The sequence below is a fragment of the Arcicella sp. BE140 genome, from assembly GCF_031456255.1.
GTDB classification, from domain to species: domain Bacteria; phylum Bacteroidota; class Bacteroidia; order Cytophagales; family Spirosomataceae; genus Arcicella; species Arcicella aquatica.
This window is the reverse complement of record NZ_JAVDUE010000004.1, coordinates 243,229-266,854: the sequence shown is the minus strand read 5'-3', so window position 1 is coordinate 266,854 and position 23,626 is coordinate 243,229. Positions and strand designations below refer to the sequence as shown.

Sequence of the window (23,626 nt, the reverse complement as noted above, 5' to 3'; positions counted from 1 at the left end):
TGAAGATAAATACTTGATTTTTTAAATTGACAGTAAAAACATCGTTGGTTTTTTGTGCAAATCAGGTTTTTGTTTCTTCCAGTCAGCAATTGATTTTGTATGAATAAATTCATCAGAACCAGTTACATTACAGGCAATACATAAGAATGTGCTTGGGGCCAGACTACTCAGTAAATCATCTAAAAGTTGATTATTCCGAAAGGGTGTTTCCATAAAAATCTGGGTTTGTCCTTTCTTAGCATCGTTCTCTAATACTTTTATTTTTTTACTTCTTTCTACCTTATCAATGGGCAAATAGCCATGAAAAACAAACGATTGCCCTGAAAAACCAGAGGCCATTAGTCCCAATAAAATAGACGAAGGACCTACTAAAGGTACAACTTTCATGCCTAACTGATGGGCTATTTGTACTGCCAAAGCACCAGGGTCGGCCACGCCAGGGCAACCAGCTTCTGAAACAACCCCAATAGATTTACCCGCTGGAATTGCTTTAAAATATTGCTTTATGGTAGCAAGCGGCGTATCCTTGTCTAATTCAAAAAAATGAAGCTGATCAATTATTTTTCCCACTTTCAACTCGCTGATAAAGCGGCGAGTTGTACGAATATTTTCAACAAAATAATAATCTGTCTCTTTGATTACCTCCTTTATTTGAGGCGAAAGCACAGATTCGGAAGTCTCAGGCGCAAGTATTGAAGGAATTAAAAAAAGCATTTTAAGTACGATTTGTGTGTTAAAATTATGAATTTACAAATCGAGAAACGATTTCAATAAATTCCTGTGGCTTATCGGCTTGTACCCAATGCCCTGCTCCTTCAATGCTTTGTATTTCATAATTTGGGAACAATTCCCAGATTTTACGTTCATCCTCAGGCTGAATATAGTGAGATTCCGCACCACGTAAAAACAAGACTGGTTGGTTTACACTATGCTCATTTTCAAGCTCATGCCCTACTACATCAATATTTTTGGCAATCACAGGCACATTAATGCGCCAGTCAAATTCGTTATTTTTTTCAGGATTTCTCCAAAGATTTTTCAATAAAAACTGACGTACTCCCTCACTTTCTTCAAATCGTTTTAGCGTTTCATTAGCCTCCGTTCTACTTTTAAGAGTTTTCAAATCTACAGCAGCCAACCCTTGCAAAATCATAGAATGGTGTACAGGATAAAATTTAGGAGCAATATCTACCACTACCATTTTAGCAAATGCTTCAGGGTAGTTCATAGCAAACTGCATGACGGTCTTCCCACCCATCGAATGCCCGATTAAGATTGGGTTTTCGATGCCGTTTTCGGCTATAAATTCTTTTAAATCATCAGCCATTACTTTATAATTGAACTCTTCACTTCTAGGCGACTGACCATGATTTCGTTGGTCTAGCATATAAACCGTAAATTGCTCTCCGAGTACCTTTCCTATCGTAAGCCAATTATCAGACGAACCAAAAATACCATGTAAAATAATGATTGTTGTAGGGCTATCTCCTGTTTTTCTAAAAAATAATTTCATTTAAATTGTTTAATTTCCAAAAATCGTAAAAGTATTATTTATTACACTTGATATATGTAAACCTTTCAATTTGGTAATTAATTTTATAGTTTTTGATAATTATAATTTCTATTTATTTGAGACTAAAACATTTTTTTGATAATTTTAGTTGTCTCAAATAAAGTAGTGATAAATTGCTTTTTCAAAGTTCCTCTTTCTTTTCCAATATTACAAATCGCTCTTTCAGTCATTTTAGGGCAAATTTATCCCTTTAATATCCTTTTAGAAGGTCTCCAAAAACAACATTTAACATATAAATAATAATATTACTTATATTGTATAATCTTAAAAAAATACTAAACTAATAGAGTTTTGAATCACTTGCATTGTATTTAAAACAATATCATATATAAAACAAAACACAAATAAACTTTTCAAATATTTAATTGCACTATATCTATAAATCAAGCAATTAGGGCAATCTTCTTTACAGTTTCTTAATAGTAGTATATTGTTCATACTAAAAAAAAGTTGTTATTTTGCATTCAAATTCACCAATTCAAATTCTAACTAAATTCCAAATTTTCAACATGAAAAAATTCTTTACAACAAAGGTAGTTTTAGCAATTTTCCTTGCGTTGCTTACTACTATTTCGAGTGTCAAGGTTTTCGCTCAAGGATCCACTACATCCGCAATATCAGGTACTGTTGTTGATGAAAAGGGTGATCCTTTGCCTGGTGCAAACGTTATTGCAATCCATGAACCAACTGGTTCACGTTATGGTGCTTCAACGCGTGCTGACGGACGTTTCAACATTGTCAATATGAAAGTGGGTGGTCCATACAAAGTAACTATTTCATTTGTAGGATTCAAAGACAATGTAAAAACAGGCATTATTCTTACGCTTTCTCAAGATTTGCGAATCAACACTAAAATGGAGTCTGCATCATCACAGATTGAGGAAGTTAAGGTTGTTGCTGCAAAAGGTTCAGTTTTCAACGCTGGTCGTACTGGTGCTGCTACAACTGTTGGAAACAGACAAGTAACAACATTACCAACTTTGAATCGTTCATTAACAGATTTTGCCAGACTTGACCCACGTTCAAATGGCGGTTTAAGCTTTGCAGGTCGTAACAGTTCTTATAACAACATTACTGTTGACGGTGCTTTTTTTAATAATGTATTTGGTTTAAATAGTACTATTGGTGGCCAAGCTTCAGCACAACCTATTTCAGTTGACGCTATCGACCAATTTCAAGTGAATATTGCTCCTTTTGATGTTCGTCAAGGTATGTCAACAGGTGCTAATATCAACGTAGTTACTAAAAGTGGTACAAATGAATGGTCCGGTTCCGCATATACTTTCAACAGAAGTCAAAATTTGTTAGGCACAAAAATTGGCGATTTAGAAAGTCCCGTTTTGAACTTTGGGGTTACTCAAATTGGTGGCCGTGTTGGTGGTCCTATTATCAAGGATAAGTTATTCATTTTTGCATCTTTTGAAAGAGAAAAAAGGACAGATCCTGGTACTACTTTCAAAGCTACTCGTTCAGGTGTTGCCTCTGATGCTACTACTTCGGCTGTAAAAGCTGAGGATTTAGATAAATTGAAAGCATTTTTAATTTCCAAATTTAATTACAATCCAGGTGAATATGAGAACTATGACAAGCTAAGTCAAAGTACTAAATTCAATGCAAGACTTGATTGGAATATTTCTGATAAACATAAATTAAACATTAAGTTTAATACTTTAAGATCTTTTGCTGATATTACAGCGTCTAACTCAGGTGCTATAACCAACGGGCGTGGACCAACCAATACAAACTTACCTTTCCAAGGTGGTCTTTACAGAATCAATAACAATTTAGATTCTTATATCGCTGAATTAAACTCTACTTTAAGCGGGAATATATCTAACAATTTAACTGTAGGTTACACTCAAATGCGTGATTTCAGAGAATCACCAGTAAATAATACGCCTTTCCCGACTGTTGATATTGGTAATGGAAGTGGGCAATCAGCAACATCATTCGGATATGAGCCATTCTCTGCTAACAATTTATTAAATTCGGACATTTTCCAAATCTCTGATAACGTTACATTATATTCAGGTAAAAATATTTATACATTTGGTTTGGCTTATGAAGCAAATTCATTTACAAATGGTTTTGCCCCTAATTATTATGGAGGTTATCAGTTCAATTCTTTTGATGATTTTTATGCTAGTGTAAATAATGGTACTTCTAATGCACTAGTTTATCGTCAACAATGGGCAAATACTTCTCCATTTCCATTTGCATACATGAAAGGTAATACTTTGAGTTTGTATGCACAGGATGAATTAAATCTTGGAAAAGGTTTGAAAGTAACTGTTGGTTTACGTGCAGATGGAACATCTTTCCCGATTGATAAAAATGCTACAACAACTAATAAGTTTGTTCCAAATTTAACATTCCGTGATGGTGTAAAATTAGCTACGGATCGCTTCCCAGACTTTACTGTATTGTGGTCTCCAAGAGTTGGATTCAATTGGGATGTAAATGAAGAAAAACAAACTCAAATTCGTGGTGGTTTTGGTATTTTCTCAGGACGTGTACCATATGTATGGTTGTCAAATCAGTTATCGAACAATGGTGTTTTATTTGGTTCAGAGTCAATAACAAAACCTACTAATCGTCCATTTAATCCAAATGTAGATGCGTATCGTCCAACGGTAGATATTAATAATCTGCAACCTACTACTTACAATTTAGCAGTAACGCAGGATAACTTCAAATTCCCTCAAATCTTTAGAGCTAATTTAGCAATTGATAAAAGTCTTGGGAACGGATGGATAGCGACATTTGAAGGTATTTATACAAAAGATATCAATGCTGTTTACCTAGACAATGTAAACCTTCCAACTGCTCCTAGAACAGCTATTGGAGCAGACAATAGACCTATTTATTACAATGCAAATGCTCTTGGATATCCATCTACTAAATATAACCGCATTTATGGTTTAGTTGCTAATGGGGGTACTACAACTCCTGCTAATTTATCAGCTACTAGTCCAGATATTTCTGACGCGATTTTGATGCGAAACACAAACAATGGTTATAGCTACTCACTAACAGGAACTGTCACAAAAACATTTGAAAGTGGTTTATTCGCAAGTCTTTCCTACACTTACACTGATTCTCGTTCAGTTAACGATGGTGGTTCAATAGCTCAATCTATGTGGCGTGACCGTGTTATTTCTGGGGATCCAAATTCTGATGTAACCTCTTATTCTAATTACTTGCAACGTCATAGAATTGTTGCTTTTGGTAGTTACAAATTAAATTATTTGAAAAACAAAATGGCAACAACATTTGGATTTACTTATGCTGTTGGACCTGCTGGTCGTTACTCATATACATATACTGGAGATATGAATGGCGATGCTCAAACTACTAATGATTTAATTTATATTCCAAGAAACGAGAGTGAAATTTTATTGAGAAACTTGACAGTTACTGCTAACGGTACAACAACTACTTACACTGCGGCTCAACAATGGGCTGACCTAGATAAATTCATTAATCAAGATCCTTATTTGAGTTCTCGTCGTGGACAGTATGCTGAAAGAAACGGTGCTGAATTGCCTTGGGCATCATCTTTCGACTTTAAAATTATTCAAGATTTTAACATCAAAGTTGGTGGTAAAACGAATACCTTACAAGTTACTTTTGATATGTTTAACTTAGGTAACTATGTAAACGCAAACTGGGGATTAAATCAATCATCTACTAGAGCCGGTTTATTGAACTTTATTGGGTATGACAATGCTGTAGGTGCAGTTAGTACAGGTTCTGTACCAACAGGTAAACCTATCTTTACTTTCCCATATTTTTCTGGAACTAACCCACTTACTGATTCATTCCAAAAATCAACTGGATTAGGTTCAAGATGGCAAGGACAAGTTGGTATCCGTTATATCTTCAATTAATACTAGACAGATACAATAAGCAAAAAAGCTTAGAGAAATTCTCTAAGCTTTTTTGCTTATTATCAATATTGTTTAATGGATAGCAACACTAATGTACAGGCTTCTTCTACAATTACTCCTTGTTTTTTCGCCTTCTCTTCAAAAGCATCATTTTCAGTACCTGGATTAAAAATAATTCTTCTTGGTTTTAGCCCTAATAAATAATCATATAAATTTGATTGATTTTGGGGTGCTACATACATGGTAATGGTGTCAATATCTTCAAGAGGTAATTGATCCGTTTTTATGGTGTATCCAGCAATCTGCCCCTTTTCCTTTCCTAATAACTCTACTTCATGACCATTTGCCAATAACATTTGGGTGGCTTTAAATGAATATCTTCCAGGGTTGCTCGATGCTCCGACTACTAATGTTTTCATAACTGTATCAATTTTTCAATAATTTATTTTACTTTTAAACATTTTTCGGAAGGCTTTTAGTTCTTTAGAAAATTCAAGACCATTTTTATAAATATATAATCTATGCACATTCCTGATTCTTATGATGAATTTAGTCAATTCTGGACGAATCATCAACAAGAGGCTATCTTGGCATACACAAGCCAAAAAGACTCTTTTATAGTAGGTTTATTGCCTGAACATTCAATAGCAATGCCTGCCATTCAATTATTTTACATTTTAGAGAAACGTTTTGGGCAGGCAGCATTATATCAAGCGCTCAATACGTCGTTCACTGTTCAAAGCCCCATTGCTCATCACACAGATACTACTTGGATAAAAACCGTAAATATGGTGGGCATCAATGTCCGTACAATTAGTAGTTTCTTTAACGTAGTAAAATATGCACTAACCTTACCTTCGTCTCAGTCTTCTATTCATTTATTGCCTATCTGGGAATGTGGCGTGGTAGCTAGTTTGTATGGAATGGCAAGCTGGAACATCAATCCAGAGTTTTTTGATGAAGATTTAGCCAGAACATTTCCTCATCTGGATACCGTAGAAAAACAGTTGAAGGTGGTAACTAATCTTTTACACCTGATGGGTAAAACCGTTGGGATGGATGTGATTCCCCATACAGATAGGTATTCAGAAATAGCATTAGCCAATCCTCAGTTTTTTGAATGGTTACAAAGAAAAGACTTTGAAATTATCAACCATGAGGCTGACTTACACAAAAAAATACAAAAGCATATTTTAGCTTTTATAAATCAGCATGGGCCAGCTACAGAAACACAGTACCCTCAAGAAGTGGAAGTTTTTTTTAATAACGCTTACTTTCCAGAAGAACAACGATTAAAAGTACTTTTTGGTGAAAAAGATAATCTTTGGGATAGGAATAAAAAACGTAACCAATTAATCAGTTATTTATATAGTGAAGGGTTTGAGCCAGTTCCAGCTACGATGGCACCGCCATACAGAGGTTTGGAGGTTGATAAACGTGATGAAGCTAAAACGATTGATGAAGATGGGCGAGTATGGAGGGATTATTGTATAACAAATCCTGAAGAAATGTCTAGGGTATTTGGACCGCTTGCCAGATTTAAATTATATGAGAGTTTGAATAACAACCAACATTGGGAAATTGATTTTTCGAAACCAAGAAAAGAAGTTTGGGAATATTCAGCTCAAAAATACTTAGGCTTCGCCCAACATTATAATTTTGATTTCATGCGTGGTGATATGTCGCATGTACAGTTAAGAAAAGAAGGCACGCCTGCTAACCCAGACCAATATTATGATATTCATAAATATATCAAAAAGATTATTTGTGAAATAAAACCAACTTTTTCGTATTTTGCAGAGAGTTTTTTAGCTCCGCCGAATACAATGGCTTATGGTGTGGAAGAAGAACACCTAGAAGGGTCTGATGCAGACAGTACTTTAGGCGATTTACAATCGATGGTACTGGGTTCTGAAAAATTTGTTACTGCTTTTGCTCGTTATTATTCATTATTAGAACGCTGTACTTTTGCTCCCAACTTTACAATTATTACAGCAGACAAAGACGATCCGAGATTTGATGAATTTTATTTGCAAGGAAATGAAATTAGAATTTTCATGGCATTATTTTTGAGTGATATGCCTTCATATATGAGTTTGGGTTTTGAACAAAGAGATTTACATAATACTCCTGCCCCAAATGAGTATTATACTAAATTATATGTATTTCAACTTACAGAAGGACCCAAAGCAACACATTCAAAATATCAGTGGGGTAAAAATGGAGAATTCTTTAAGGCATTGACTATTTTAAGGAAAATTTCGGAAGAAATAACTTCATTAATAGAAAATCAAAGAACCAAATGGCTTATTCCACCAGATTTAGAAGGGAAAAATAAGGTAATCATTTGGACTCAGTTCGAAAATCCGCTTTATCTATTTGTCGTGAATTTAGATACAGAGAATAAAGGCACTGAAATATCATGTGAAAGCATATCGGGTGCAAAACAATTAGAACTTATTTTCAGTAATAATCAACAAGCAAATTTATCTTATAATACAGGCACTATCAGGATTAACTCATTAGAAAAAGGAGAATATAGTATTTACCGTTATCTTTTTTAAAACATTGTGAGTAATCTCATAGTTTTAACATAGAAAATAACCACAAAAATCTTTAAACAAAACAAATGATAGACAAAAAAACCAATTTAGGACCCAAAAAAAGCGCTAGTTTTTGGAATGAAAAATGGGTAGATATTCCTTTTCAAGAAGTAGAGAATCCTCCTGTTTATAAAGTTTCTAACTATGGACGCTTGAAAAGTTTTCAGAATGACCCAGTTCAAGGTGATATCATCAATGGCTCAAAAATTCAAGGATACAAATCGCTTAATATCAGAGCCAAAGGCAATAAATCCCTTAATAGGTATGTTCATAAACTTGTTGCAGAATTCTTTGTAGAAAAGCAAAACGAAGAACAAAAATTTGTTATTCATCTTGATCACGACAAGCTAAATAACTATTGGGAGAATTTAAAATGGGTAACTCGCGATGAGATGACAATCCATAATCGCGAAAACCCAGCAGTGAAAGACAGAGTTATACCAAAGCGTACTAAAAATTACAAGTTGACTGAAAGCAAGGTAATTATGATTAAAAAAATGCTAAGGTCAGATAAAAACAGATTAAAAATGATTGCCAAGCAATTTGGCATTACTCATACTCAGCTTAATAGAATTCGTTCTGGGGAAAACTGGGGACATGTTAAATTAGAAGATTAAATCCTGAAAGGGTTCAGCAACAACATTGCTGAACCCTTTTTAGCTCTTTTTGATAAAGGCTTGTAATAAAACTATTTTACTACCGCCAAACGACTCACTAAGGTCTCCTCCCCCTTTGCATTGGCAGAAAAAATTAGGTAAACGCCTGTTTCGGCTCTTTTACCATCAAGTGTTTTCCCATTCCAAACAGCAGTGCCTCCGTTTGCTTTTGTTTCATACACCAAATTGCCCACAATATCCGTAATCTTTACAAAAGCGTTTTCCACTAACCCTTCAATACCGATTTGTCCTTCAAAATCTGGACGAACAGGATTAGGAAATACTTTTACTGTATTGTCTAATTGGCTGTTAGTGCTTTCAGTTGCTGTTCCTCTATAAGAAACCAAGCCTTTTGAGGTACGAATAAATACATTCCCAGACTGTGGCTCGACCGTGATATAATTGATGCTATTAGAAGGCAAAGGAGCATTAATTTCGGTAAAGTTGGTAACCAGTTCTGTACCGTCTGAATTAAATAAGAAGATTCCGTTCAATGTACCCATCCACTTTCTATTTCCGCCATCTATTGCGATAGAGGTTACTGTCTCATTACCAAGCAAACGTCTTCTTTCAAATACAGGCGTGTAAGCGTCAAAATTTTTACCTGAAAATACCGAAGCAGGGCTATCAAATACTACTACTCCTTTATCAGTACCTACCCACATTTGTCCGTCTTTATCCAATGCCATCGTTTTTACATTCGTACTAGGCAAATTTCCAAAGCCAGTGCCTGTAGTAATAAATTTTTGCTGATTGGCGGGGTTCTTCACCATAATTCCACCAAAGCCACTTCCACGAATCCAAGTATTCCCTTCGTCATCTACTACGACAGAATCTTTTCGTGTTTGATACAAAGTATCTAAACTGGGAGGGCTATAGCTTTTATAGTTTCCCTCTAAATTACTTAAAAGTCCATTCTGATAATCTGCCAACCAATACTTCCCTTGGGTATCTGCCCTTAAAACTTTAGGCTGTTTGATTTTAGAATCTGCTACTTTACTAAAGGTGAGCAAATCCATATCTAAAATATTCAATGTTCCATTGGTGATAACAAAATACTTGTTGCCTACAATCTTATCGATTACTTCAATTTTATTTGGAAGTATTAAAATACCTGAGAATTTGCCATTTAGATAGGACGAAACATTGCCTGTTTCAGAAGCGATGATAAGACCATTTTGGAAACTAACGAATGTACTGCGCTCTGTGTTTAATGTGAACCAATTGCCAAAAAACTGTAAGTTCACATTTATGGCAAACTTTGCTTTACGAATGCCAACAGAGGTAGATAAAAATATAGAATCGTTTGAAAATTCAGTTTTATATATTTTTATGGATGCTCCGTTTACGCCTAAATTTTGATAGGTTTCCTTAATTTCTTCTTTATCAATGTCAAGTATAACCAAGCCAAAATCATACGCTAAATAGGCCGTATTATCATTAATAGCGATATGATTTACAATTTTGCTATCCTGAATAGAACTTGATTCTTTCAGTAATGAAATATTCGAAATCTTAGCGGGCTCAAACTGCTCATTCAATTTGATTAAGTCGATATTCCCAGATTGGTAGGCAGCAATTAAGGTATTTTGATTGGCTGAATAAGCAATTTTTACAATGCCTGTTTCGGATAATCCATCAATTTTGGATAATTTAATAGATTCATTATTGCTTTTATCATAATAGAAAAAGCCATTTTCGGTCACACAATAAATCTTATCTTTAATGATAAGGACATCTTTGGCAGTAGAATAGTTAAAATATGTTTGCCAAGTACCAATAGGCACTTGGGCTAACACTGAAGTCTGAAAACTGAAAATAATGCTTATTAAAGCAGCGATACCAAAAAGGTTGAAGCCAACCCTTTTTGAATTGTTTAGTGTAAAAGTAGCTGTACTATAGCTGGGAACGGACATACATCATTAAATTATGAATGAAAACACTTTCTACATCTTGCTTCATAGCTATCGGTTTCTCCTAACATTACCTGCTCTTGTGCCGCAGTTTTGCGATATGAATAATTAGCGACATCACCACAAACCATACACACTGCATGAACTTTTGTAATGTATTCTGCAATAGCCATCAAGGCGGGCATTGGGCCAAAGGGTATTCCTTGGAAATCCATATCCAGACCCGCCACAATTACTCTTTTACCATTAAAAGCCAAGGTATTTACTACTTCAACGATTCCATTATCAAAAAATTGAGCTTCGTCTACTCCAACGACATCACAGTCTCCAGCCAGCAAAAGCATTATCTCTGACGAATGAATGGGTGTTGAACGAATGGAAGAAGCATTGTGTGAAACAATATCTTCGTTGTGATAACGAGTATCAATACTTGGCTTAAAAATTTCTACTTTTTGTTTAGCAATCCTTGCACGATTTAATCGACGAATTAACTCCTCTGTTTTTCCAGAAAACATTGATCCACAGACTACTTCAATCCAGCCTGCCTTTTTCCCATTTAGTTGATGTTGGTGATGATACGGTTCAATAAACACTTTGTTAAAAAATTTTAGCGTTAAAAATTATCCTTTTTACGAAGATAAAGAATTTAAAATGGATGAAATGAAATTATCTTTTATATGTCAAAAAATTGTAAATTAGATTATAGAAGAATAATACAAAAAAGTAAATATAAAATTGTCTTATTTGGAGAATATTTAGTATTATTGCAATCAACTAACCTTAAATCACTAATACACATATGAAGACAATTAACCAATGGCTCGACGAATACGGAGAGAGCCATAAAAACCCCACAAACAAAACCGTCCATTGGATTTGTGTACCCCTTATTTTTTTTAGTTTATTAGGACTACTCTATAGCATAAAACTTTCATTTTTTAGTATTGGCGACATTGAAGGAAATGTTGCTCTTATTGTATTAACACTTACGATGATTTACTACTTCAACTTGTCGAAATCCTTATCGGCTGGTTTATTTTTATTTGCTACTACCTGTGTATTCTTTTGTTACCTTATTGAAAACTCCGCTATCGTTCCTTTATGGCAAGTATGCCTAACTATTTTTGTGTTGGCTTGGCTAGGGCAATTCTGGGGGCATAAAATAGAGGGCAAAAAACCTTCTTTTTTTAAAGATTTATTATTTTTGATGATTGGCCCTGCTTGGCTAATGAGTTTCATTTATCAACGTTTGGGTATACATTACTAACAATTCTATGTTCAATTATTTTACAGCACCTCAATTATACACTCTGTCCTTCAAGCTTACCATCCATACTATTTCAGGATAAAACAGTATCAAGTAGTTAATATTTGATACTGTTTTTGTTTTCAGGCATTTAAGTCATTGACTGATTTAATGAATGTGTGATTTTGTGATTAGTCCGTTTTAAACTGAAGCGATAAACTGCTTACAAATTACACCTCTCATAATGTCATTTATACTTACCTAGAAAACAACTCGAAAAATTAAACTTAAATCAACCAAAACCATGTTTTTAATTATTTTAGGTGCTATTACTTTAGTGGTAGGCTTTGCCATTAATACACCATCGTTAGCGAGTGCTCGTTTTTCGCGTCCTGTAAAAGTTATTGGTGGCGTAATCATTGTTATTGGGATGCTTAGTTCAGGGATTAAACAAGTTGATGCAGGCGAAGTTGGCGTACAGTCGATATTCGGAAATGTAAATCCAAATACGTTATCCAGTGGACTGAATTTTGTGAATCCTTTGGCAGAAGTTCAGACTTTCGATATCAAGACTCAAAACTATACCATGTCGGCAGTGCATGATGAAGGGGGTAAAGAAGGTGACGATGCCATTAGGGTATTAACTGCGGATGGTCTGGAGGTAATTATTGATTTAACCGTTTTATACAGAGTCATTCCGGCCGATGCACCGAAAATTCTAAAAGAAATTGGCTTAGATTATAACGACAAAGTAGTGCGACCAATTACCAGAACAAAAATCCGAGATAATGCAGTTTATTATGATGCTGTAGCACTTTATTCTACCAAAAGAGATGAGTTTCAAACAAGAATATTCAAATCTATCGAAAAAGATTTATCTCAAAGGGGCTTACTACTTGAACAGTTATTAATCAGAAATATCAACTTACCTACTTCTGTAAAACAAACGATTGAATCGAAAATTAATGCAGAACAGGAAGCCCAAAAAATGCAGTTTGTACTTCAGAAAGAGAAACAAGAAGCTGAACGTAAACGTGTTGAGGCACAAGGTATAGCAGATTACCAGAAAATTCTCTCTACAGGCTTAAGTGATAAACAATTACAATACGAGTCTATTAAAGCCCAGAAAGACATTGCACTTTCGCCTAATGCTAAAATTATTATATTGGGTGGAAAAGGTAATACTCCGATTATGCTAAGCGATAAATAAAAAAACAGGCTGTCTTCGATATGAAGACAGCCTGTTTTTTATTTGAAATATTTCAATGGAATGAGGTTAATATTTTACCTCTTTCACATTTTCAACTTATTTAGTTTGACCGTTCGCCAACAATTGGAAGAATTGATCTAATTTCGGCGTTACGATGATTTCAGTTCTACGGTTCAACTTACGACCTGCACTGCTATCATTTGAATCTTTTGGAGCAAATTCAGAACGACCACCAGCAGTCATACGCTCAGGAGATACGCTAAATTTAGTTTGTAATAAACGAACAACAGAAGTAGCACGTTTTGTACTTAAATCCCAGTTATCTTTCAAACAGTCAGTAGCGATAGGTACACTGTCAGTATGACCTTCTACTAAAATGTCTAATTCTTTGTGATCGTTCACAACTTTAGCCACTTTTTCTAACACTGTTTCAGCTTTTTGGTTAATTACAGCACTACCCGATTGGAATAGCATTTTATCAGAAATTGAGATATAAACAACTCCTTTTTTCACTTCAACCGTTACATCATCGTCATTTACATCAGCTAATGAACGTTTCAATGTCATTACTAAAGCCAAATTCAAAGAATCTTTGCGTTGTACTGAAGAGTTCAAATCTTTGATATATTTGCTTTGATCGTTCAAAGTTTCCAAAGATTTTTTAATGCTCTCAGCACCTGCTTTACTAACTACTGATAGGTCAGACATTCTGTCTAATAAATTAGTATTAGTTTTTTTCAAGTAGTCAATTTGGTCTTCAAACCCTTTTAACTGCTTAATTTTAGCTTGCAATTCACTGTCTTTTGATTTTAAGTCAGTTTCTAAGCTTGCTCTTGTCTTATCACAGTCATTTAAGTCAGCTTTTGCTTTAGCAAGAGTACTCTCTGTGCTCGCTTTGTAATTAGCGTATTCCGCTTGAGCAGCTGCGAATTTTTTCTTACTCACGCACGAAGACATGATTACAATTGATGAGGCAAACAAAATTATTTTTTTCATACTTTTAGTTTTTATGCTAATTGCTTATTAAAATTTGAAACGAAAATACTATAAAAAAATTACATAATTGTCATGATTTGTCTTTACTAAAGCCATAAAATGGCTTGTAAGTACTCAAAATTTGTTTATAAAAAACTTAATCTTAAAATAAGTCAACATGAGATTTGATAAGTTCAACTTAAGCGTCTTGAAGTGCGCCTTAAATTAATCCTATGACAATTTTTAGAGTGGAAAATTTTATAATCCGAAACAAAATTAAAGCTAATTAGGCTAATACATATAAAAAAAATGGGTATAAAATCATTCCAACTACATTTTATCGTTTCCTATTTTATCAAATATTCTATACTTTAGGGTAAATAAAACATAGAATATGAAAAAAATTGTATTAACCATTGGCTTATTAGCGCTGTTTGGCCATTTTTCAAATGGTCAGCAACTAAATAAAACCGAGAAAAAAATTGCGGAATATATTGAGGAACAAATGCCCCAAACTGAGGCATTGCTTAAAAAGATTGTCAATATTAATAGCGGAACCCTTAACAAAGAAGGCGTTAAAGAGGTGGGGAATATCCTGAGAAAAGAATTTGACGACCTAGGTTTTAAAACAGAATGGATTTCATTGCCTGATTCATTGAATAGAGCGGGGCATTTAGTAGCCGAACGAAAAGGGAAAACTGGTAAAAAATTATTTTTGATAGGTCATTTAGATACTGTTTTTGAAAAAGCAATGACTTTTACACCCTATACTTATTTAAACGACTCTATTGTGACGGGGCAAGGAGTAAATGATATGAAAGGCGGTGACATTGTTTTGTTGGCAGCCTTGAAAGCCCTTCATCAACATGGATTGCTAGAGAATACTACTTTAACCGCTTACTTTACAGGCGATGAAGAAAGTGCAGGTCGCCCAACTAGCATTAGCAGAAAAGACTTTATAGAAAGAGCCCAAACCAACGATATAGCTTTGGCTTTTGAAACAGCCGTTAATTTAAACACCGTTGCTACTGCCCGTAGAGGGTCTAGTGGATGGAAATTAAATGTAAAAGGAGTAATGGGACATTCATCTACCATATTTAGCCAGCAGTCTGGATACGGAGCCATTTATGAAGCCGCTAGAATATTAAATGAATTCAGGGAGAAATTAAGTACTGAAAAATACCTAACCTTTAATCCCGGTTTAATTATGGGGGGTTCCGAAATCAATGATAATAAAGAAACCATTGGTAAGGATAATATTATTTCGCCTAGAGTAATGGTTTCGGGAGATTTGCGATTCTTATCAGAAAGTCAGAAAGAAAATGCAAGGGTTAAAATGAAAGAAATAGTTTCGCACAGTTTAAATAAAACCAAAGCAGAAATTACTTTCTCAGACGGCATTCCTGCGATGGAGCCTACTCCTGCAAACGAAAACTTGCTTGCTGTTATTAATAAAGTAAGTTTGGATTTAGGTCTAGGAGAAGTGAAGGCTGGAGACCCCGGTTCGAGAGGTGCGGGAGATATTTCATACATTGCCAAATACATGGCCTGCTTAGATGGCCTTGGGGCATCGGGCAAAGGAGCTCATGCACCGGGCGAGACAATGAACATGAAGGAATTTCCGAAATTGGTTCAAAGAACAGCCATCCTGATTTACAGATTAACCCGATAAAAGCAAAGGGGTTGTTTCAAATTTGAAACAACCCCTTTGCTAAATCTATTCAGAACAATTAAGCTACTGTAGAGCTCATTACTTCTGTTTGTTTACGAATTGATTCTAAGTGAACCAATTTGAATAATTCTTCAACAAATTCTGGATACAACCCTAATCCCGTTGCTTGTTTAGCACGGTCAGTATGTAGTTGTTTCCAACGGTCTAATTGTAATACTGCTACGTTGTTATCACGTTTGTATTCGCCTAATTTTTCAACAACAGCCATACGAGCAGCCAACACTTCCATTAATTCACGGTCGATGTTGTCAATTTTAGCACGCAATGCAGCTAATTCGTCTGTAAATTCAGCACCATAGTTTGCTTGACGTACTTCTAATTCACGTAACATTGTTCCTAACGCTTCAGGTGTTAATTGTTGTGAAGCATCAGACCAAGCTGCATCAGGGTCACGGTGAGTTTCAATAATCATCCCGTCGTAATTCAAATCAAGAATTCTTTGAGATAATTCCATCAACAAAGAGCGTTTTCCAGCCATGTGTGATGGGTCACCGATGATTGGTAATTGAGGGAACAAACGTTTCATCTCAACAGCCATTTGCCACATTGGTGAGTTACGGTATTTTACTTCTTGTGCATTAGAAAAACCACGGTGGATAGCACCTAATTTTTTAATACCAGCACCTTGTAGACGTTCAAAAGCACCTACCCAAAGCGCTAAGTCTGGATTAACAGGGTTTTTAACTAATACAGGAATATCAACACCTTGTAGAGCGTCAGCTAAATCTTGTACGTTAAAAGGGTTTACTGTTGTTCTAGCACCAATCCATAATACATCAACACCATACTTCAAAGCAAGTTCGATATGTTCTGGAGTAGCTACTTCAATAGCTAATGGTAATCCAGTTTGTTTTTTTGCTTCAACAAGCCATTTTAAAGCTGGTTCTCCCATTCCTTCAAAACTTCCTGGACGTGTGCGTGGTTTCCACACACCTGCACGCATGATATGGGCATATCCTTCTGCTTTAATTCTATTAGCAGTCTCCAACACTTGTTCTTCCGTCTCGGCTGAACATGGACCTGCGATAATCAAGGGTTTGCCGTCAGTTTTAATCCATTCCTGCATCGGCACTACATCTAAATTTGCGTTCATTTGGCAAACAGTATTAAGTAAAATCAACTGCTATCTATTAATTACTATTTCTTTTCATTCATCAGATTGAAATATCTTCTAAAAAATAACAAATAGTTTTTTAAACAACAATCAACAAATTTTCAAAACATTATTTTGTAACAAATCGTATCTACTTTATCAAAATTTCCCTTAACATTGTAAAAGGTTTATTTTATATAACCCCGACTATGCTATTTAAATTCATCAAAATACAGCATTAAAAAATTTAATCCGATAAAATTTGTTTTTGTATTATTCTAATATGCTATATTTGCACGTTTAAGTAAAACAACTGACGACTCTCTAAATCATATTAAACTGATTATCAATCAATAAATTATCATTCAGTTTTAATTTATATACGATTATTCGTCTGTAACATGACCAAAATGCCAGCCACATCAACCCTTATGGAGTCCACAAAAGTTAGTTTTGAAGACACCTCAATTGCTTTTTCTTCAAAATCTAACTTACAATTGAAGAAGATATATTTACTCTTCGCAAGCATGAACCAGAATTGGCTCGTAAAGTTAGGGACTTTTTTTATCAAACTCTTTATTTTTCTTCATTTTCCCATAAAAAAACTCATAAGAGTTACTGTATTTGAACAGTTTTGTGGTGGAGAAACCCTACAAGAATGTAACAAGACAATAGAAAATTTGGACAAATCTCATATTGGCACAATTTTAGACTATTCTGTAGAGGGAGAAGATAACGAAAAAAGTTTTGACAAAACTACGCAAGAAGTGCTCTTGACGATTGAAAAAGCTTATGAGAACATTGCTATTCCTTTCGCCGTATTTAAAGTAACAGGAATTGCGAGTATGGATTTATTGGAAAAAATCCAAAACGAAGAAGAACTCAATAACGACGAGAAGGCCGCCTTTGAAAGAGTAAGAGAAAGAATGAATATTCTATGCGGAAGAGCACACGCCTTGAATGTTAGAATTTTTGTAGATGCTGAAGAATCTTGGATTCAAGATACCATCGATACCCTTACGTACGGGATGATGGAAAAATACAACCAAGAACAGTGTATCGTTTACAACACTTTTCAAATGTATCGAAAAGATATGTTGCAAAACTTAAAAGAGGCAACTCAACAAGCACGAGACAACCATTTTTCACTTGGTGTAAAATTGGTGCGTGGGGCTTATATGGAAAAAGAACGCCAAAGATCACATGAAGAAAATTATTGTGAGCCTGTTCATGAAACCAAAGCGGCTACCGACCATGATTATAACTTAGGAGTAGTATTCTGCGTAGAAAACCGTGATAATATTTCTCTTTGTGTAGGTACACATAACGAGTTTAGCTGTAAACAATTGGTAGATTTAATGCAAAAAAATCAGATTGACCCTACAGATAAACATTTTTATTTCGCACAGCTTTTAGGAATGTCTGATAACATATCATACAATCTTTCAAAAGCAGGTTATAATGTAGCCAAATATGTGCCTTACGGTCCGATTGAAGCAGTAATGCCTTATTTATTCCGTCGTGCGGCTGAAAACACATCGGTGTCAGGTCAAGCTAGTAGAGAGTTTGTATTAATCAAGCGTGAAATCGTTAGAAGAAAGAGGCTAATGTTCACTAAAAAATAATTTTATTTGACGGTATATATACTTTTAGATTAAATATTTCGTCACAAAGGCAGTAAACCTAAGGGTTTCTGACTTTGTGACTTTTATTTTGTAACTTGCGAAAATTATTACAAACATTAATATCCAACAATCTATTTCCGTTTACTCAACCCAATCGCTCAAATTCAATTATGTTTCGTTCTCCATATAAATACTTCTGGCTTACCTTTTTGCTTATTGTTATTGACCAAGTTATTAAAGTAGCTGTTCACAAATATTTACAATACGAAGGTAATGAAGTACCTATCATTGGTGATTTTTTCAAACTCCATTATGTATTAAATAAGGGAATGGCCTTTGGAATGACCCTCAACTTTTTACCAAAAGGATATGATAAAATTGTTCTAAGTCTTTTTAGGGTTGTTGCCATGTTTGGAATCGGGGCATATCTGGTTTCGTTAGCACGCAAAAAGGCTAATCCGGGCTTACTTTGGTGTATTGCTGCTATCTTAGGAGGCGCTATTGGTAATGTGGTGGATAGTACTTTCTATGGCGTTATTTTCAATAATGCTCCTGTTGATTCGCCTACACCTTGGTTTCATGGCCAAGTAATTGATATGTTTTTCTTTGACCTTTACCAAGGTTGGTTGCCTGAATGGCTTCCTATTTGGGGAGGTACTTGGTATTCAACCCCTATCTTTAATTTTGCAGATGCTTCTATATTCTGTGGCGTTGTGGTAATTTTAATTTTTCAAGGGCAGTTTTTTGAAGAATCAAAGCCAAAAAATGACGCTGAAACAGCAGATAAAGACGAAACAATTCATAGCGACAATATTGAGAACCTCAGCACGGATTTTCAAGAAGAAGCTACAGAAGAATCAGAAAGTAAACCTCAAGAATAACAAATAAAATTTTGTTTGAGTACACAATGAAATCAGAAATTATTTTAATGGCACTGTGGTTAAGTTATGGATTACTCCATACCCTAACAGCGTCTGAAAGCTTTAAAAATCTTCTCAAACCTATTTTGGGAAGATTTTCTATTTATTACCGTCTGGGCTACAATATCGTGTTTGTAGTATTGTTAATACCAATCATCAAGTACCAGCTAAAAGCTCCATCTGAAATACTGTTAGAAAAATCAATCATGAATCAGATTTTGGGTGGTTTAATGATGGGTTCGGGTATATTCCTTGGCTTTTCAGCCTTGAAACAATATGATTTATCCGAATTTTTAGGAACAGATGCTTTGAAAGGTTCATCTAAAAAACCTGTATTGAGGATTGATGAGTTGTCATCAATTGTTCGTCATCCGCTTTATTTGGGTATACTGATATTTGTATGGGGTACTTTTGGCTTTTTTGGTACATCTCTTTACCTCGTTACTGCCATAAGCTTAACTTTTTATATCAGGATTGGAATATACTTTGAAGAGAAAAAGTTAGTAAAGGAATTTGGGAAGAAATACGAAAAATATCAAAAAGAAGTACCGATGTTAATCCCGAGATTGAGTGATGGAAAATAATCCCATCACTTAACTGTTTGTAAGATTTCTGAAGACTTCTTCCATTGATTTTCCAGAAGTTTTTAAAGCCGATAGCTCACTGTCATTCACTATTTTACCGTGATTAATAATTATCACTCTATCACAAATAGCTTCTACTTCTTGCATAATATGGGTTGAAAAAACGACTGTTTTTTCTTTGCCGATATTTCTGATAACACCTCTGATTTCTGCCAATTGATTAGGGTCAAGCCCCGTAGTTGGTTCGTCCAAAATCAATACTTTAGGGTCATGAATAAGGGCCTGAGCCAAGCCAACACGCTGGCGATAGCCTTTTGACAATTGACCAATTTTCTTCTTTTGCTCAAGTTGCAGACCAACCAAATCAATTACCTCCGCTATTCTATTCTGTAATTTTTGCCCTTTAATCTGATAAAGTCCTCCGACAAAAGCCAAAAACTCCTTTACATACATTTCTAAATATAAAGGGTTGTGTTCAGGTAAGTAACCAATATTTTTTCGTACTTCCATGGCATCTTTTTCCACATCATAACCACATACTTCAACCTTCCCACTAGTAGCAGTAAGATAGCATGTAGCAATCTTCATAGTGGTTGATTTGCCAGCACCGTTCGGCCCAAGGAAACCGACTATTTCCCCTTGCTTTACCTCAAAAGAAATATTATCTACAGCATTTTGTGTGCCATAAACTTTTACTAAATTCTGAATTTTTAACGACATAAATTGAAGTTAGGAATATGATTAAAATTTATGGAAACTAGCTAAGCATTCCTAAATTACAAATTATTGTCCAAACATGCTTCCTAAATCCATTCCTGGAATATTAGGCATCAAACCTTGAGTAGCTTTTTGAAGATGTTCTTTTATTTTACCTTCAATATTTTCCAAAGCATTGTTCGTAGCCGCTACGATTAAATCCTGTAGTACTTCGCGGTCAGCAGGTTTAATTAAATCTTCATCAATTTCAATTTTCAAAAGCTGTTTTTTCCCATTCACCGTTGCAACCACCATACCAGCACCAGCATCGCCCGTTTCAATAATTGAACTCAAAGAGTCTTGGGCTTCTTTCATTTTAGCTTGAAGGTCTTTTACCTTGCCAAGCATTCCCATCATATCAAACATAGTCTTTTAAGTTTTGTTAATAAATTTGTCTTGCAAGTTACAATACTATTCATTTAACACAAAAATTAAGCTTGTTTTACCTAGTTAATAGTTAAAATCTGTTACTAGATTACCAACCTATTAATACGTTAAAAAAAGTGTTCCCTCCTTATTAATTACTTGTCCAGTAGTATCTTCCACCTCTAATTTATAAATATACATTCCTTGCAAAGCTTTTTCTCCATTTTTTAAAAAACCATCCCATCCTATTTGACTATTACTTGGGAAACTATTGGTTTCATCATAAAACACTACACTCCCCCATCGGTCATAAATGGTCATTTTTAGTTTCTGGATGAATCTTCCGTAAATAATAAACTTATCATTTACACCATCATTATTAGGCGTAAAAGCATCTGGATTCAATAGTAGCGATGGGCGATAAATACGCACAATGTTTGAATGTGTATTTTGTGAGATACTTCCCGAAACTGGTTTAGCTTCTATCTGCAGAAATATTTCCTGCCCCTCGCTGTCTGGCAAACCAATCGTGTTATAAGAATAAACATTTTTAAGATTATCAGCCAAAGTCTTTAAGGTAATTCCAGTGTTTGGGTTAACTTTATTTACCCTGTAATAATCTGTTGCTAATGAAAATGAAGATTGCGGAGTCCAATCTATCTCTGAAACACTCGAAGAGACCAATATGCTACAAACCTTTTGAGAAGGGTCAGATTCTTTGTTACATAAATCTTTCCAAGTCATGTAATAACAATAAGATTGACTGTCAATAGAAACATTATTATCCCTTATTGAATTTATAGTAGGACTAGTTGACTGCAATAATTGGTATGTTCCATTAAGAGAAGTTGATTTATAATAACGGTATTCTACCATATCAGTCGGAGACGGTTCACCACTTCCTGTTGAGAATGTTCCTTTGATATTAATGGTTTTAGCAGTAGCTTCTACATCAGCAAAAACGTTGGCTATCTTAGTAAGGCTCTTTGTGGAAGTAGCTTGGATATTTAAAAGCTGAGAAGTAGATTTTTGTCCATAATTAGTGATGACACGATAGATGTAATCTTTTCCACAAACCACATCAGGGTCTGTTAAAGTCAGCGTCGAAATGTTGCTGATAGGCGGAAATACTTTATCAATTGTGCCATTAGCATTCACTCGTTCTACACGATAATCTGTAAATACTCCTCCTGTAATATTTGTCAAAGCTCTTAGCCACGAAGCTTGAACTTCATTATTAATGACGGCCACTTTTGCAGGGGTAGTGCATACTTCTTCATTACTTAAATTGGCAGGATTAAAAATAGTAGCAGGACAAACAGCATCTAATGCTTCCGTCCTAAAACAATATTGTCTGTCTTGATTAGGAACAGTTACCGTAACATCGTCAAACAACGTAGTGGCTGTAGATGTATAAGTTAGCAATGGATTGGTATAATCATACGTACTCGTCGTTAATGGGTCACGGATATACACTTTACGCTGAATAGTTGTTTGAGCAAGAACAGTCATTTTGTATTCTTTCGCAATAGCAGTTCCTGCGATAGCAGTAATCAACGGACGATTAATCATTGTTCCGGTCATTGAAATGGGCGGAGAAGTATATACTGGTGCTGGGCAGCTTCCCGTTTTAGATTGTCCTTTTATGGTAATTACTCTATCATATTCATCGGGGAAAGGGCCACTTGAAACAGTATACGGATACGACGTAGGTTTCTCTCTAAAAGTAGGATTAAACAAACTACTCGTTGATGAAAACTTCACTTCATACTCGTCATAATTATTACTAGGGTCAGCTTCTAATTTTAACCTAATCAAAGTAGCATTACACACACTGTAAGTAATTACAGGAGTACTAGGCTTAATAACTTCTATTACTTGACAAGCGTGATGGTAATCGTTGGAAGTTCCATTACCAGAATTATCCCCTTGCGTAATGACATAGATGCCTGGGCCAGTGTACCATGAAGATGAGGTATTGACAGTAATGGAAGCATCCCCGCTGATTGTCATGTAACTGGCATTGGCAGTATTGGGTGTAGAGGGTGGCGCTGTCAAAGCATTATACTGCGTTGCTGGCATTAGCCAATAGTTTACACCAGTCGTACTCGTAGTACTAATTGTATTTTTTAACGTAATCGTTTCTCCTTCACAAATTTTAACTGGAATATTATTAGATGCCGTACTGTTTCCATCGCCATCACCCACCACTTGTACTTTTGTACCATTGATACTGAATTGCCCTGAAACCGTTCCCGGTGGCTCAGCTTTATTTTTACATTGAGCATACGTATTGACAGTCATCTTTGTTAGCAAGATTAAGGCAATCAATATTTTTGCTGATTTATTAAAAATTCGATTCATTTAAAAAGGTTATTTTTATTAAAACTATTTACAAAAATTGTGCTATAAAATTTATGTCTTATAATTTATTTATATCCAGATTGACAAGGCTAAATTTAATAAAAAACGCTAGAACAGTAA

At 34.9% G+C, this 23,626-nt stretch carries 19 protein-coding genes; 9 read left to right on the top strand and 10 right to left on the bottom strand.

Translation table 11 applies throughout. The annotated features are described in order from the left end of the window. Positions 1 to 21: 21 nt before the first annotated feature. Positions 22 to 714 (bottom strand): SAM-dependent methyltransferase, encoded by a 693-nt coding sequence (locus J2Y60_RS09245; RefSeq protein WP_309920397.1) that lies wholly within the window; start codon positions 712 to 714, stop codon positions 22 to 24. 25 nt (positions 715 to 739) lie between these two features. After that, a complete protein-coding gene (locus J2Y60_RS09240; RefSeq protein ID WP_309920400.1) occupies positions 740 to 1,513 on the bottom strand; it encodes an alpha/beta fold hydrolase in 774 nt (257 codons plus the stop codon). Between the two features lie 569 nt (positions 1,514 to 2,082). On the opposite strand from J2Y60_RS09240, the gene J2Y60_RS09235 reads away from it, so the two are divergent. Next, complete coding sequence (locus tag J2Y60_RS09235; protein WP_309920404.1) at positions 2,083 to 5,463, top strand: carboxypeptidase regulatory-like domain-containing protein; 3,381 nt, start codon at positions 2,083 to 2,085, stop codon at positions 5,461 to 5,463. Between the two features lie 62 nt (positions 5,464 to 5,525). On the opposite strand, the gene J2Y60_RS09230 is transcribed toward J2Y60_RS09235, so the two are convergent. Next, positions 5,526 to 5,882 carry a CoA-binding protein gene (locus J2Y60_RS09230; RefSeq protein WP_309920409.1) on the bottom strand — a complete coding sequence of 119 codons (357 nt, stop codon included), beginning with the start codon at positions 5,880 to 5,882 and terminating at the stop codon, positions 5,526 to 5,528. Positions 5,883 to 5,984: 102 nt separating this feature from the next. On the opposite strand from J2Y60_RS09230, the gene J2Y60_RS09225 reads away from it, so the two are divergent. Both J2Y60_RS09225 and J2Y60_RS09220 read left to right on the top strand, forming a co-directional pair. Next, on the top strand, positions 5,985 to 8,027 hold the full coding sequence (locus J2Y60_RS09225) for a hypothetical protein (protein ID WP_309920412.1): 2,043 nt from the start codon (positions 5,985 to 5,987) through the stop codon (positions 8,025 to 8,027). Between the two features lie 65 nt (positions 8,028 to 8,092). Beyond that, entirely contained in the window at positions 8,093 to 8,683 is a 591-nt protein-coding gene (locus J2Y60_RS09220; RefSeq protein ID WP_309920415.1) for an HNH endonuclease, read from the top strand. Between the two features lie 71 nt (positions 8,684 to 8,754). Here J2Y60_RS09220 and J2Y60_RS09215 read toward each other — a convergent pair whose 3' ends face one another. Together J2Y60_RS09215 and J2Y60_RS09210 are read right to left on the bottom strand one after the other, a co-directional pair. Beyond that, positions 8,755 to 10,638 (bottom strand): two-component regulator propeller domain-containing protein, encoded by a 1,884-nt coding sequence (locus tag J2Y60_RS09215; protein ID WP_309920418.1) that lies wholly within the window; start codon positions 10,636 to 10,638, stop codon positions 8,755 to 8,757. A gap of 11 nt (positions 10,639 to 10,649) precedes the next feature. Beyond that, positions 10,650 to 11,228 carry a thymidine kinase gene (locus tag J2Y60_RS09210; RefSeq protein ID WP_309920419.1) on the bottom strand — a complete coding sequence of 193 codons (579 nt, stop codon included), beginning with the start codon at positions 11,226 to 11,228 and terminating at the stop codon, positions 10,650 to 10,652. Between the two features lie 206 nt (positions 11,229 to 11,434). On the opposite strand from J2Y60_RS09210, the gene J2Y60_RS09205 reads away from it, so the two are divergent. Next, the gene (locus J2Y60_RS09205; RefSeq protein ID WP_309920422.1) at positions 11,435 to 11,902 is read left to right on the top strand and encodes an Mpo1-like protein; all 468 of its coding nucleotides are present in this window, start codon (positions 11,435 to 11,437) and stop codon (positions 11,900 to 11,902) included. Between the two features lie 283 nt (positions 11,903 to 12,185). Further along, the gene (locus J2Y60_RS09200; RefSeq protein ID WP_309920425.1) at positions 12,186 to 13,091 is read left to right on the top strand and encodes a prohibitin family protein; all 906 of its coding nucleotides are present in this window, start codon (positions 12,186 to 12,188) and stop codon (positions 13,089 to 13,091) included. A 96-nt stretch (positions 13,092 to 13,187) separates the two neighbouring features. Here J2Y60_RS09200 and J2Y60_RS09195 read toward each other — a convergent pair whose 3' ends face one another. After that, the gene (locus J2Y60_RS09195) at positions 13,188 to 14,087 is read right to left on the bottom strand and encodes an OmpA family protein (protein WP_309920427.1); all 900 of its coding nucleotides are present in this window, start codon (positions 14,085 to 14,087) and stop codon (positions 13,188 to 13,190) included. A 373-nt stretch (positions 14,088 to 14,460) separates the two neighbouring features. On the opposite strand from J2Y60_RS09195, the gene J2Y60_RS09190 reads away from it, so the two are divergent. Continuing rightward, entirely contained in the window at positions 14,461 to 15,738 is a 1,278-nt protein-coding gene (locus J2Y60_RS09190) for a M20/M25/M40 family metallo-hydrolase (RefSeq protein WP_309920430.1), read from the top strand. 58 nt (positions 15,739 to 15,796) lie between these two features. Here the strand turns inward: J2Y60_RS09190 and J2Y60_RS09185 are convergent, their stop codons facing one another. After that, entirely contained in the window at positions 15,797 to 16,891 is a 1,095-nt protein-coding gene (locus J2Y60_RS09185; RefSeq protein ID WP_309920431.1) for a chorismate mutase, read from the bottom strand. Between the two features lie 431 nt (positions 16,892 to 17,322). On the opposite strand from J2Y60_RS09185, the gene J2Y60_RS09180 reads away from it, so the two are divergent. The 3 genes from J2Y60_RS09180 (at position 17,323) to J2Y60_RS09170 (ending at position 20,020) form a co-directional block, all read left to right on the top strand. After that, positions 17,323 to 18,516 carry a proline dehydrogenase family protein gene (locus J2Y60_RS09180; RefSeq protein WP_309920433.1) on the top strand — a complete coding sequence of 398 codons (1,194 nt, stop codon included), beginning with the start codon at positions 17,323 to 17,325 and terminating at the stop codon, positions 18,514 to 18,516. Between the two features lie 170 nt (positions 18,517 to 18,686). Beyond that, positions 18,687 to 19,397 carry a lipoprotein signal peptidase gene (locus J2Y60_RS09175; protein WP_309920436.1) on the top strand — a complete coding sequence of 237 codons (711 nt, stop codon included), beginning with the start codon at positions 18,687 to 18,689 and terminating at the stop codon, positions 19,395 to 19,397. 26 nt (positions 19,398 to 19,423) lie between these two features. Further along, a complete protein-coding gene (locus J2Y60_RS09170; protein WP_309920439.1) occupies positions 19,424 to 20,020 on the top strand; it encodes an isoprenylcysteine carboxylmethyltransferase family protein in 597 nt (198 codons plus the stop codon). A 9-nt stretch (positions 20,021 to 20,029) separates the two neighbouring features. Here the strand turns inward: J2Y60_RS09170 and gldA are convergent, their stop codons facing one another. From gldA to J2Y60_RS09155, 3 genes are all read right to left on the bottom strand, one after another. Then, positions 20,030 to 20,740 (bottom strand): gliding motility-associated ABC transporter ATP-binding subunit GldA, encoded by a 711-nt coding sequence (gldA, locus tag J2Y60_RS09165; RefSeq protein WP_309920441.1) that lies wholly within the window; start codon positions 20,738 to 20,740, stop codon positions 20,030 to 20,032. Between the two features lie 63 nt (positions 20,741 to 20,803). Beyond that, positions 20,804 to 21,142, bottom strand: coding sequence for a YbaB/EbfC family nucleoid-associated protein (locus tag J2Y60_RS09160; protein ID WP_309920443.1), 339 nt, complete (start codon positions 21,140 to 21,142; stop codon positions 20,804 to 20,806). 120 nt (positions 21,143 to 21,262) lie between these two features. After that, positions 21,263 to 23,506 carry a gliding motility-associated C-terminal domain-containing protein gene (locus tag J2Y60_RS09155; protein ID WP_309920446.1) on the bottom strand — a complete coding sequence of 748 codons (2,244 nt, stop codon included), beginning with the start codon at positions 23,504 to 23,506 and terminating at the stop codon, positions 21,263 to 21,265. Positions 23,507 to 23,626 lie beyond the last annotated feature (120 nt).